This window comes from Altererythrobacter chaiwopuensis (assembly GCF_054957735.1).
Map to the genome: position 1 here is coordinate 591,302 of NZ_JBTXJF010000001.1, position 12,122 is coordinate 603,423.

10 protein-coding genes and 1 tRNA gene are annotated in these 12,122 nt (G+C 60.1%); 6 read left to right on the top strand and 5 right to left on the bottom strand.

The annotated features are described in order from the left end of the window. Positions 1-88 precede the first annotated feature (88 nt). Positions 89-1,198: a zinc-binding dehydrogenase gene (locus ACX3VQ_RS02985; RefSeq protein ID WP_462571621.1), complete on the top strand. Its 1,110-nt coding sequence runs from the start codon at positions 89-91 to the stop codon at positions 1,196-1,198. A gap of 3 nt (positions 1,199-1,201) precedes the next feature. On the opposite strand, the gene ACX3VQ_RS02990 is transcribed toward ACX3VQ_RS02985, so the two are convergent. Continuing rightward, positions 1,202-2,179: an asparaginase gene (locus ACX3VQ_RS02990; protein WP_462579461.1), complete on the bottom strand. Its 978-nt coding sequence runs from the start codon at positions 2,177-2,179 to the stop codon at positions 1,202-1,204. 89 nt (positions 2,180-2,268) lie between these two features. Between ACX3VQ_RS02990 and ACX3VQ_RS02995 the strand changes: the two genes are divergently transcribed. The 5 genes from ACX3VQ_RS02995 to ACX3VQ_RS03015 all read left to right on the top strand — a co-directional run bounded on the left by ACX3VQ_RS02995 (position 2,269) and on the right by ACX3VQ_RS03015 (position 6,113). Further along, a tRNA-Val gene (locus ACX3VQ_RS02995) sits at positions 2,269-2,344 on the top strand. Between the two features lie 425 nt (positions 2,345-2,769). Continuing rightward, on the top strand, positions 2,770-3,864 hold the full coding sequence (locus ACX3VQ_RS03000; protein WP_462579463.1) for an Acg family FMN-binding oxidoreductase: 1,095 nt from the start codon (positions 2,770-2,772) through the stop codon (positions 3,862-3,864). Between the two features lie 76 nt (positions 3,865-3,940). Beyond that, entirely contained in the window at positions 3,941-4,753 is an 813-nt protein-coding gene (locus ACX3VQ_RS03005; protein WP_462579465.1) for a M23 family metallopeptidase, read from the top strand. Continuing rightward, positions 4,750-5,151: a hypothetical protein gene (locus ACX3VQ_RS03010; protein ID WP_462579466.1), complete on the top strand. Its 402-nt coding sequence runs from the start codon at positions 4,750-4,752 to the stop codon at positions 5,149-5,151. The genes ACX3VQ_RS03005 and ACX3VQ_RS03010 overlap by 4 nt, the downstream gene beginning before the upstream one ends. A gap of 41 nt (positions 5,152-5,192) precedes the next feature. Beyond that, positions 5,193-6,113 carry an alpha/beta fold hydrolase gene (locus ACX3VQ_RS03015; RefSeq protein ID WP_462579468.1) on the top strand — a complete coding sequence of 307 codons (921 nt, stop codon included), beginning with the start codon at positions 5,193-5,195 and terminating at the stop codon, positions 6,111-6,113. A 123-nt stretch (positions 6,114-6,236) separates the two neighbouring features. Here ACX3VQ_RS03015 and ACX3VQ_RS03020 read toward each other — a convergent pair whose 3' ends face one another. The 4 genes from ACX3VQ_RS03020 to ACX3VQ_RS03035 all read right to left on the bottom strand — a co-directional run bounded on the left by ACX3VQ_RS03020 (position 6,237) and on the right by ACX3VQ_RS03035 (position 12,033). Beyond that, complete coding sequence (locus ACX3VQ_RS03020) at positions 6,237-7,622, bottom strand: class II fumarate hydratase (protein ID WP_462579469.1); 1,386 nt, start codon at positions 7,620-7,622, stop codon at positions 6,237-6,239. A gap of 568 nt (positions 7,623-8,190) precedes the next feature. Then, the gene (locus ACX3VQ_RS03025) at positions 8,191-9,309 is read right to left on the bottom strand and encodes a TolB family protein (protein WP_462579471.1); all 1,119 of its coding nucleotides are present in this window, start codon (positions 9,307-9,309) and stop codon (positions 8,191-8,193) included. A 280-nt stretch (positions 9,310-9,589) separates the two neighbouring features. After that, complete coding sequence (locus tag ACX3VQ_RS03030) at positions 9,590-10,684, bottom strand: hypothetical protein (RefSeq protein ID WP_462579473.1); 1,095 nt, start codon at positions 10,682-10,684, stop codon at positions 9,590-9,592. Positions 10,685-10,782: 98 nt separating this feature from the next. Continuing rightward, complete coding sequence (locus ACX3VQ_RS03035; protein WP_462579475.1) at positions 10,783-12,033, bottom strand: S8 family serine peptidase; 1,251 nt, start codon at positions 12,031-12,033, stop codon at positions 10,783-10,785. Positions 12,034-12,122: the final 89 nt, after the last annotated feature.

Here is a 12,122-nt window from a genome sequence, read left to right on the forward strand (position 1 = left end):
GCAATCCATCTTCCGACGCCTGATCCGGACTCCATGCCGGTTGATGGATCGCTTCGCTGCCGCTCGCGATGACGAAGGGAACAATGACATGACAACCGGCAAACAGCTTTTCACCACGCTCGAAGCTGACGGCACGCTTACCGTCGCGATCGAGGAGGTCAGTTTTCCAGATCCCACTGGAAATCAGGTGCTGGTGAAGATGGAAGCGGCACCGATCAATCCTTCCGATCTTGCGATCCTGACTGGAGCGGCCGATCTCGAGAACGCAGAATATTCGCCCGGCAAGTATGTCGCCACCATGCCCGAACCTTTCAACACCGGTTCCAAGGCGCGCCACGGGCAGAAGCTGCCCGCAGGCAATGAGGGTGCCGGCACGGTGGTTGCCGCGGGTGACAGCGATATGGCCAAGGCGCTGATGGGCCAGCGCGTCGCCTGCGTGCCGGGCAATGCCTATAGCCAGTATTGCATTGCCGATGCCGCGATGTGTCTGCCGCTGGGCGATCATTCTTGCGAGGACGGGGCCAGTGCCTTCGTCAACCCGATGACGGCGCTGGGCTTTGCCGAAAATGCCAAGATGGATGGCCAGCAGGCGATCGTGCACACTGCCGCCGCCTCCAACCTTGGCCAGATGCTGATCAAGATCTGCCAGGAAGACGGGATCGAGCTGGTCAACATCGTGCGCAAGGCGGAGCATGTCGACATGCTCAAGGGACTTGGCGCGAAGCATGTCGTGAATTCATCTGACGATGATTTCATGGCGCAGCTGCGCAATGCGATCGATGCGACCAATGCCTTCTACGGTTTCGATCCGATCGGCGGCGGGCAAGCAGTCGACAATGTGTTCAAGGCGATGGAGCAGGTCGCGGTCGGCAAGATGACCGAATACAGCCGCTATGGTTCGAACCAGCCCAAGCGGATGTTCATCTATGGCAGGCTCGATATGGGGCCGACGATCCTGACGCCCAGCTATGGCTTTGGCTGGACGCTGTCGGGCTGGCTGCTCACGCCCTTCCTCGCCAATGCGGGCATGGAAACCGTGCTGCGGATGCGCCAGCGGGTGCTCGAAAATCTCACCACCACCTTTGCCAGCAGCTACAAGCGCAAGGTCAATCTGGAACAGATGCTGACAAAGGATGCAGTGATCGATTATCGCGCGATGAAGACGGGCGAAAAATACCTCGTCACGCCCTGGAGTTGATTGTCACCGGTTGTCAAACGCTGCCTGGATCGCGCCGGGATCGGTGATCCCGTTCGCGATCAGCAATTGCAGCAGTATCCGCGCCTTTTGCGGGTTGAGCGCCCGCGCAGCCACAAAGCCATTGGCGTCATCTTCCGGCTCGCGATCGACCAGCCCCTCATCGGCGCGGCTTGCCCGCACCACGGCCAGGCCGTTCTGACGCAAGCGGACAAGCGCTTGTCGAACGATGTCGGGCATGTTCCCTTCGCCCAGGCCGGCAATCACGATCCCGCGCGTTTCCGGGCCGGTGATGCAAGCCAGCGCGCCCGGCTCCATCCCGGCATAGGCATAGAGGATCGGAACCTGCGGCAGCGCGTCCTCCCAGCCCAATTGCGCACCCGCGTCGCTGCGCCACGGCGCACCGAACCAGTCGAGCGTGGCAGGGGTGACGAGCGCAACCGATTCGCGCGGAAAGCCGCGAAAGGCATCGGTGCCGCGCGTGCGCACCTTGCGCACGTCGCGTGCGCCAAACACGCGGTCGCCCATGACCACCAGAACGCCGCGCCCGGCGGCCTCCGTGTCGCTCGCCACGCGTACCGCGTTGGCGAAGTTCCTCAGTCCGTCATAGCCTACCGCATCGGCAGGCCGCATCGCGCCCACCACAACCACCGGCTTGCTTGCGGGCAGCGTCAGGTCGAGCAGGAAGGCGGTTTCTTCCAGCGTATCGGTGCCGTGGGTCACGATCACCCCGTCGCAGGAATCGTCCGTGAGCGCGCCCATGATCGCGGGATGAAGTTCGTTCCACACCGCCGGGCCGATATTTGCCGAATCGACATTTGCGATCTGGCGGCCTGACAATTCGGCTTCCAGGCCCAGCCCGCCGACGCGGTCGAGATAGTCATCGATCCCGATCTGGCCCGCTCGGTAATCACTGGCAATGGCCGAGCCGGCAATGCCCGCAATCGTGCCGCCGGTGGCGAATACTTTGACGTGTTTGTTCATATCGACGCTCGCCTAGCGCCGCGCGAGACCAATCGGCAATTGATTTTAGGAAATTCGGCGCTAGATAGCGCCATTCCGCACATCGGAGCGGGCGATTAGCTCAGTTGGTAGAGCATCTCGTTTACACCGAGAGGGTCGGCAGTTCGAGCCTGTCATCGCCCACCACGCAAACCCGCGAAAGACCGCGGTTTTCCGCCACAAGACGTCATATCAGCGCATGCTGCCAGGATGCGCCGCGGAGGCTGTGCATACACCGTATATACAGCGCCCTTTAGCGAATCGTGGCCGGAAACAGGGTCAGAGGCAAATTTCGTGTGCCGATTTCCGCTTTGCGCCCCAATTCCAGACGCTAGGGACACTTCTGAGAACGCCTGAGGGCAGACTGGCAGCTATGCAACGTTAGTGCAGCGATTCCATGTCCAGGCATGGCTCAACCGCCACCCCAGGTTTCGCGCTGAGTGAAGGACAGCTCTCGATCAACGCATTTGACGCTGGGCATGACCGCTTTGTCAGCGTTGATCGACGTCAATGCGGCAGTCTGGTAAGTTTGCCAATGCGATAACGTCTCAAGTACCGGTAGGATATTAATCATGAACCGCAGGACGATGTTGGCAGGTGCCGGCGCGACCGTGGCTGTTGGCACGGGTCTTTATCTGGCTGGACTTGGGCCCGATTATGCCAAGGTGGTGGCCCCGATCCGTGCCGAAATGGCGGCGCGGAACAATGCCGACATGCATTATCTGGTGCATCATGCAGTGCTCGCAGCCAACAGCCACAACACCCAGCCTTGGCGGTTTCTGACGGGTGAGCGGTATATCGAGATAATTCCAGACAAGACGCGGGCAACACCGGTAGTCGATCCCGACGACCATCATCTTTTCGCAAGCCTTGGCTGCGCGCTTGAAAATCTGTCGCTCGCCGCAGCCGCAGCAGGCGCGCAGGCCGAAGCCAGCTTCGTCAGCGAATCCGCCGGACTGCGGATTGATCTTGAATCGAGGGAGGCACTCGTCGATCCACGCTACGCCGCGATCCGCCGCCGCCAATGCACGCGCGCCAATTTCGATGGTCGCCGGGTCGATCCAGCCACATTGGCGCAGCTGGAAAAGGCCGCCGCTGTCCCCGGCTGCAGTGTACAGCTGGTGACCGACAAGGCAGCGATGGACAAGATCCTTGACCTCATTGTCGCCGCCAATACCGCCCAAATCGAGGATCCAGCGTTCGTCACCGAACTGAAATCATGGATCCGCTTCAACGCGGCAAGCGCGGCGGCGACCGGCGACGGCCTGTATGCGGCCTGTTCGGGCAACCCGACATTGCCAGGCTGGCTCGGCAACATGCTGCTACCCTATGTACTGACTGCGGAGAGCGAGAATGCGAAATGCATCAGCCAGGTACGCTCTTCGGCCGGCCTGGCAATCTTTGTCTCCGACAGCGACGACCCGGAACACTGGGTACAGGCCGGGCGCAGCTACCAGCGTTTCGCCCTAGAGGCGACATTGTTGGGACTGAAGCACGCCTTCCTCAACCAACCGGTCGAGGTTGTGCGTTTTCGCCCGCAACTGGCTGCATTGCTTGGCATCAGCGGACAACGACCCGATTTGATTGTGCGGTTCGGCTACGGCCCTGATATGCCCTTTTCGATGCGGCGACCCGTTGCGGCGGTGATGACGCAGGCAAGCGAATGATATGCTTTGGTTGATCCAGCTTGTATTGCCGCTGGCACTGTTGTTGCTGTTGGCCTTGCGCCCAGCGCGACACTCGGTGACACAAACGTTCCAGATTGCAGGGACCGCCGCGATCCTGTTGGCACTGCACCTCGCCGGTCTCTGGATCATTTCCCCATGGTGGACGCCCTGGGTCTATTGGGCCCTATTCGCTCTGGCGCTTTGGCGCGGTTGGGGGATTACAAATCGCACCGGTTTTAACGCCGCAGATGCCGCCATTGCGCTGTTCTGGGCGATGGTGCTTGGTGCAGGCGGATGGCTCGCGCTTGACGCCTATAGGGGTCGAACTCCGCCTACAGGCGATATGGTCGAGCTCGCCTTGCCGTTGCCTCGAGGCCACTATCTGGTCGCAAGCGGCGGTTCGCGCCAGATGGTGAACGCACATATACGCACCTTGCCGCGCAGCACCGCGGGGCAGCGAAATTATTGGGGGCAAAGTTATGGCATCGATATCATTGCCATCGATCGCTGGGGTTTCCCGGCGAACGGCGACACGACGATCCTGAGCCCATGTAACGGGCGTGTGGTACGTGCTGAAAAGGGGTTCGCTGATGGCCGCCCCGTGCATCTGGATAGTCCCACCGCCCGCGCGGGCAACCATGCGCTGATCCGCTGCGGAGGCTTTGACATCTTGCTCGCACATTTCCGGCGAGGCAGCCTGAAGTTCAAGGCGGGCGACGAAGTACGGACCGGGCAGCCGCTGGCTCTCCTCGGCAATAGCGGCGCGTCGGATATGCCGCACCTTCACATTCACGCCCAGCGCCCCGGGACCGACGCAGCGCCCTTTTCGGGGCAGCCTGTGCCCATCAGGATTGATGGGCGCTATCTGGTACGGGGTGACAGGCCGTGAAGCGGGCGCTTGCAGCGGGCGCTCTCTATGCGGTTGCGCTTTTCGCGCTCGGCTTTTTACTCGGCACATTGCGGGTCATGCTGGTGGTACCGATGCTCGGTGAGTTCGCAGCAACACTGATAGAGCTGCCGTTGATGCTGACTGCCGCTTATCTAATGTGCCGCTGGATTGTGCGGCGTTGGCGGGTGGCAGAGCGCGCAAGCACTCGTGCGGCAATGTCGCTCAGCTTTCTGCTCCTAATGCTGTTGTTCGAAGCGGTGTTGGGGCTGACCCTAATGGGCCGGACTGCGACCGAACAAGCTGCTGCTTTTGCCACTCCGTCCGGGCTTGCAGGGCTGGCAGCACAGACTATTTCGGCGCTCTTTGTTTTCCTCGTCGACCGGTCCGGCCGGCGATGATTAATCTGGCCCGACGACAATGGCTATTGGGAGCCGGAGCGGTGGCCTTGTTGGGCGGCGGCTATGTCTGGACACAATACCGGCAAGCCCTGTCCGCAGCCGAACGGCGGATCGCGGGAAAGAGTATGGTCGTCTCCGCACCATCCGGCCCGATCGAATATGCCGTCGCGGGTGACGGTCCGCCATTGCTTATGATTCACGGCACTGGCGGCGGGTTCGATCAGGGGCTGCTGTTTGCTGGCGCGTTGATGCGGCGTGGATACCGGATCGCTGCGCCCTCACGCTTCGGCTATCTGCGAAGCGGCTTTCCCGCCGACACATCGTTTACCAACCAGGCCGATAGCTTTGCCCATCTTCTCGATCATCTCGGTATCGAACGATTGCCAGTGATCGGCGGATCGGCGGGGGCTTTGTCCGCAAGCGCTTTTGCGCTGCGCCATCCGGCGCGCTGTTCGGCGCTCGTACTGCTGGTGCCAGCCTGCAATGTCGACGGGCGCGATCCGGTGACGATGGGCGCGGCGCAGGAAAAGGCAGTGCGCGCGCTTCTCACTTCCGACTTTCTCTATTGGTCCTTGCTGCATACTGCGCCCGAAACACTGATTGGCAATTTGCTGGCGACCGATCCTGCTTTGCTGCACAGAGTCGATGCCAGCGAACGCGCCCGCGCCTTTGCGATCCTGTCGACCATGATGCCGATAGCTGCACGGGCGAAGGGTATGCTCAACGATGCGTATCAGGCGGGGCATCCGGCGGAGCTGGATTTTGCCAAGATCGAACCGCCGGTCCTTTTGATCTCAGCCGAGGACGACCGTTTTGGCACAGCCGCCACTGCGCGCAGGATCGCAACGATTGTCCCGAAGGCTGAAATCACCATCCTGCCCGATGGCGGGCATATCTGGCTGGGCCATGACGTGGCGGTAGCTGAACGGATCGACCGATTCCTCGTCGCTAAGCGTACCTGAACCCGGCCGTCTCGCGAACAGCGTGAGAATCTTTTCGGCTGGTACATCGAGGCCCACCATGCGCAGCTGGGAACCTCAGAACAGGCGGGCAGCAAGCGGCCCAATGGCTGTGGAGGGAAATTTCTATACCATGTTACGCGGCGTTAGGAGGCGATCAAGGGTATCGGCATCAACCAATTCAAGTTCGAGCGCGGCTTCTCTCAGTGTCTGCCCGTTCTTCAGCGCATGCTTCGCGATTGTCGCGGCGTTGTCGTAGCCGATTTCGGGCACCAGAGCGGTGACTAGCATTAGGGAGCGCTCGACCAGTTCGGCGATCCGCTCCTCGTTTGCCTCAAGTCCCTCAATGCAACGGTGCGCGAAGCTATCCATCCCGACAGCAAGCAGCTCGATAGAGTTCAGTACGTTCGAACCGATCAGAGGCATGAAGGTGTTCAATTCGAATTGTCCCTGCATTCCGCCTACCGTGGTTGCCTGATGGTTCCCGATTACCTGCGCGGCGACCATCGTCAGCATCTCCACCTGCGTCGGATTGACCTTGCCCGGCATGATCGAACTGCCTGGTTCGTTTGCAGGTAGCGATAATTCACCCAGCCCCGCGCGCGGGCCAGAGGCGAGCAAACGTATGTCATTGGCAATCTTGTTCAACGCGACGGCGAGGGTGTTTAGCGCGCCCGAGAAGGAGACCAGCCCGTCCTTGGCGGCGAGTTGCTCGAAAGCATTGCCGGCCGGCCGGAATTGCTCGCCGGTGATCTTGGACAGCTCCGCTACCATATCGTCTCGCCAGTCCTTGGGCGCGTTCAGCCCGGTGCCAACCGCCGTGCCGCCAATTGCAAGGACCATTAGGTCACGCTCTAACGAATCCTCGAGCCGCTGCTTGCAGCTTGCGATCTGCGCCGCGTAGCCGGAAAATTCCTGTCCTAGCGTTAGCGGCGTCGCATCCTGCGTATGAGTCCGTCCGATCTTGACGATGTCAGCGAAAGCGTGCGCCTTACTGACGAGTGCCGAATTTAGCTTATCGATCGCGGGCAGCAGCAGCTGGCGCGTTCTCAGCACCGCCGCGATGTGAAGTGCCGTTGGAAAACTGTCATTCGAGCTTTGCGACTTGTTCACGTGGTCGTTGGGATGGACCGGGTTCTTGCCCCCGCGGGTGCCGGCCAGATTCTCGTTGGCGATACCTGCGATCACCTCGTTTACGTTCATGTTGGTCTGCGTGCCGCTGCCAGTCTGGAAGATGGTGAGCGGGAACTGGTCGTCATAATGGCCAGCACGAACCGCCTTCGCCGCGCTCTCGATCGCATCAGCCAGCTTCGCATCAAGGCCGTGCTTTCGATTAATCCGTGCCGCAGCCTGTTTAACCGCCGCTTGGGCGTAAACGATAGAGATCGGCATGCGCTGATGTGAGGGAAAGGGAAAATTTTGAATGCTGCGCTGGGTCTGAGCGCCCCAATAGGCGGCAACCGGAACTTCTATTGTTCCGATGGAATCGATCTCGGTGCGCGTGTCGCTCATGGGCCTAACTAGAAATGCTCTCAGAGTCTGATGGGATACAGGTCGCCCAAGAGTTTTGAAAGAAGCTTACCGCTTATGCAAGCGCGGGCCGCGCCTCAGCGGCTGCTTCACTTGGCTCGCCATCGAAAGGCGGACAGTCCGCAAATGGGTGGAAAGCGGACCCTTTGAATGCCTCCGTTGGCTATCGAGAGGCGGCAGGGGGCGTAACCCAGCCACCTGGTCTTGCAGTCCTGTCTAAAGCAGCTTGCCGTTCCGGATTTCCAATGAGTTCGCTGAGCCGGGGAGGCGCCCCCCTATTCCGCACTCCTTCCCGCGGGGCGGTCATGCTGAACTCAATCACTGTCCCTGCGTCTCCCACATATGTTCGAGCTGGATAACGAGTATCGCCCGGCTCGGCATGTTGAGGACCAATCTTGATACGGGCCGCGTCTCCGTTGGACAGCGTAATCGTTGGGCGATCGGGATTAGCTTCTTGCGCCGCTAGTCCGCTGGGAAGACCCATGCAGATGCAGAGACCCAGTAGTTTACAACGCTGCGCTATCAAGATGACATTCTCTTTTGAGGTTCATCAACACAACCATTCCGGGTCTCGCAAGTCTTCGCTGGACCAGATTTGCGCCGAAGTGCCATCGCGAGAGCCAAGGTAAACATCAACATTCTTCCAATTCACTGAGAATCGATAGAGGATCAGTGAATTATCACAGCTGTAGGCCAGGTTGGCATCACGGGCCGAGATTGGTGCCTCTGACGGGTTTCCTTGTGCGTCGTATTGTTGGAGTAATTCGCTATTGTTGTCGCGCACGGCAATTCTGACAAATCCCGATGGATCAGGGTTTGATACAGCCATAGAGGAATCAAGATTGCCGGAACTTGGCACAACTGTCCGGGTCGCCCCCGTATCAAGGTTGTAGGCACCTACCACTCGAATACCGACCGAATTGTCTCCAGTGAAAAAAATTTCTCGCGAGTCTGCAAAATCGGGACTGAAGCTGGGATCGAATACGTTGAAGCCAGTCTCAATACGCTCTGGTGGAGTTCCGGCATCTATATCAAGCACAACGATGTCACGCGTTCCGTCATCAGTCTGGGAGTTTAAAGCCCAAACCAGTTTTGATCCGTCAGGAGAAAAATCGACATTGCTGATATCAGCCCGTGTGCCGTAGGTCGGTAAACCCGGGACTAAGGGCGAGTAGCCTATCTGAATATTGCAAGGATCGTCGCTCCAGGTTGCAAGATAGAGATCGTTGTTAAGGCCATAGGCAAGTCGCTTCCTCGATGCCGAGTAGGTAAAGCCGCGCAGCCGCCCTGCAGCATTGCTTTTCTGTACCCTCATCACGAGGCAGGACTGGTCGCCCTCCACATTTGATAGGCGAATATCCTCGTATTTGGCGGTTTCGACCTTGTAGGCAATGGCTGGCACAAACGTCTCTGCTGGCGGATCTTCGCCGCCGCCACCTCCGCCGCCTTTGCCACCGCCCTTGCCCTCTGGTGGTGCAGCGAATGCGATCGAACCAATCATGATTGAAGACATCGCAATCGAAATTTTCCGCGTGGTTCGCATATCAACAATGCTCCCGAAAAAGAGATAGTTGCGACCCGACGATTTAATTGAGCATGCGCTATAACAAAAAAGGCTGAAAAACGCGAATCCGCCCATATTAATGCGGCTAACGGGCTGAAAATTCATCGCGGAGTTCAAAGACAGCGAATGTCCGCAATGTTGTCGTTAGTTGACCAGCCGCTTTAGTTTGCCTCCGCTTACAAGCTGCCTGTCCGCTTCTGGCCTTAGGGCTGAGCCCGAAATTAGTCCGCAAATGGGAGGAAAACAGTCGTGAAGATCGTAGGACCGAAGCTCGGCCGACTTGCCTTGCCCTGAGTATCAAGAGAGAGGTGCCGGAAAGCAGCCATGGCGATCCAGCACCTCGTCCTATCACTGCGTTGCAGTTCAGTAGGCGGTTCTTCTGTCCTTATTCAGTCATGGCTGTCGCCATACCTTGTGCAGCGACCAGAGCATTCCCACTGGCAGAAAGATCGCCGGCCGGGATGAATTGCTGCGTGTCGCCATCTGAGACCAGCACCCGCCCGACTTCACCGCGATTGTTCGCAACGATCTGTTTGACCTGACCCATCGGCACGCCTTCAGGTGAAACAACCGCCATGCCCGGAGAGATCGCGGTCATGCCCTGTGCAGCGCCAGCAGCAGAGCCGGCAACGGCAAGCGGGGTGGACATGAAGCTGGCGGCAGTCTCGCCGTCACCCGAGCCTTCGCCTGTAACCGAAGCGGTAGGCAGTGCAGGAGCTGTAGGCAGGCGTCCTGGAACTGAAGAAGCAAGCTGGGCTGCGCCAGCCGCCTGTCCTTCCGCGGTTGTTACGAGCGAGCTCACCGTGTCGGCTCCGATCAACTGTGCCGAAGCAGTGCCGTTGCCCGAAGCATTGCCATTACCTGTAGTGCTCGCCGCAAACGGAGCAATTGGAGCGTTCGGGATAGGGTTGGTGACCAGGCTCGCCGATCCCTGCCCTTCACCCGAACCTTCGCCATTGGCCGAAGCGCCCAACATGGGCACGCTGCCCGGCTGCGCGGGAACCGCATTGCGCGCCTGGTCGACCATTGGCGAGACCAGGGTGCGTGCGTTTCCGGCGGTGTCGCGGGCGCGGCCCACAGCATTACCAGCGGCCGAGCCGAGCGCATCGGTGCCAATCAACTGTGCTTGCGCTTCGCCATTGCCAGCGGCGTTGCCAGTGCCGCCGTCCGAACCGGCGATCGCGCCGATCGGGGTTTCGGCAAGTTGTGCTACGCTGGCGGCTCCATTAACGTTGGCGCTGCGCCGCGCTTCGACCCGGCCAGAGCGGCGATCAACCGACTGGCTGCCTTCGGTGGCAGCATCACCGCTCGCCGCACCGCGAGTGGTGCTTCGCAACGTGTCGGTGGTGCGCGAGATTGTGCTGTTCAGATCAAGCGCCGAGCCAAGCCCACCGGTGAGACTACCACTACCAAGCAGCTGTGCATGCGCCGGTGTGGTAAAAAGGGTAAGTGCCGTGGCGGCAATCAGAAGCTTTTTCATGACTGAGTATCCTTTCCTTTTCAGCGAGCAGAGTTGCTGCCCGCTCAGCAAAGAAACGGATCGTCGCGGAGGTTTAATTCATCGATCGGCGAAAAAATTCAGCGGGGGCGGCAGGAATCGCAAACGAGCCCTCGGCCGTAGCTCGCGTCCGGCCCTGGTTTGCCGAGATCCTTCGCCTCGCGATCGAGTTGCCTGCGCCAGTTGTTGCCCCCGTCGAGCGCGGCGGCCAGCCGGGCGGCAACGAGGGGGCTGGCGAAGGAAGTGCCGCGCAGCGAAACCTTCTTGCCGGTCGCATTGGGCCCGCGAAGGTCTGCGCCGGGTGCGGCATAATCAAGATGCAGCGCGCGACCGGCCTCGATCAACGGGCGATTGCGCCCGTCAACCGCGGTCACGGCAACAACGTCTTCATAAGAAGCGGGATAGGCAGGCGGCGCTGCCGGCCCGTCATTGCCGACTGCCGCCACCACCACTACGCCTTTGGCTTGTGCGCTGGCGACGGCGCGCTCCACCACAGCGTTGGGCGGGCCCACCAGGCTGACATTGACCACTTTGCTTCCCTGCATAACCAGCCAGCCAAACGCTCGCGCGATTGCCAGCGCATTGCCGCCAGCGGGATCAGCACCATATACATCGGCCACCCTGATGTTCCTTGCGCCCACGTGGTCGAGCAGTGATACCACCGCACTGCCATGATTGCTGGGCATCGGGGCCCCCTCGGCAAAGCCGCGCGTCGCGAGCACTTTATGGGCTGGGCCCACCCCACCATCGATCACGCCAACTTGCGTTGCAATCGGGCCTGCAGCCGCTTGCACCATCGCCGACAGCGGCGCGGCGCCTGCGCCGCTCGCGAAGTAAAGATTGTCCGCGCTGATCGTCACACCGGGCATAAGTGTAACCAATTCGGCCTCGGCATCGGCCAGCTTGCGCCCATCAGGCAGCACCAATCGTATCACCGCCAGATCGAGCCCTTCGATCTGCTCCGATTCCAGCACGCGATAGCCGGCACGTGTGGCGGCCTCAATCGCCGCTTGGTTGGCATCCAACACCAGGATCTCGCCGCGCCGCGCAGGCTCGCCCTGCGCGTCGAGCTCGATCTTATCGCGATTGCGGCGCACCAAACGGTCGATACGTGCGTTGCGCAGATCGAGAAGACGCTGCGCTTCGCGAGCAATACCTCGTCCTACTTCCTGAACCGGATCGAGCACTTGACCAGTCACCGGATCGAGCACAGTCCCGGCCTGTGGTATCCGCACCTGTGGCAATCCCAGCTGCGCGGCTACCGGCGCCGCCAACAGGCCCAGGCCAATCGAAATCAGGAAAATCCGCAAGCGCATGTGGCACCTCTTCATCAATTTGTATTAAGCATGGATGAAACGGGCATGGCCATCCGTTTAATCCATGGAAGGCAAAGGCACTGAGCACCTCGTTCGAGCAAAAC

Excerpts from the sequence above, each read along its gene's own strand:
- ACX3VQ_RS02985 (WP_462571621.1), top strand. The coding sequence starts at position 89 with ATGACAACCGGCAAACAGCTTTTCACCACGCTCGAAGCTGACGGCACG.
- ACX3VQ_RS02990 (WP_462579461.1), bottom strand. The coding sequence starts at position 2,179 with ATGAACAAACACGTCAAAGTATTCGCCACCGGCGGCACGATTGCGGGC.
- ACX3VQ_RS03000 (WP_462579463.1), top strand. The coding sequence starts at position 2,770 with ATGAACCGCAGGACGATGTTGGCAGGTGCCGGCGCGACCGTGGCTGTT.
- ACX3VQ_RS03020 (WP_462579469.1), bottom strand. The coding sequence starts at position 7,622 with ATGAGCGACACGCGCACCGAGATCGATTCCATCGGAACAATAGAAGTT.
- ACX3VQ_RS03025 (WP_462579471.1), bottom strand. The coding sequence starts at position 9,309 with ATGAATTTTCAGCCCGTTAGCCGCATTAATATGGGCGGATTCGCGTTT.
- ACX3VQ_RS03030 (WP_462579473.1), bottom strand. The coding sequence starts at position 10,684 with ATGAAAAAGCTTCTGATTGCCGCCACGGCACTTACCCTTTTTACCACA.
- ACX3VQ_RS03035 (WP_462579475.1), bottom strand. The coding sequence starts at position 12,033 with ATGAAGAGGTGCCACATGCGCTTGCGGATTTTCCTGATTTCGATTGGC.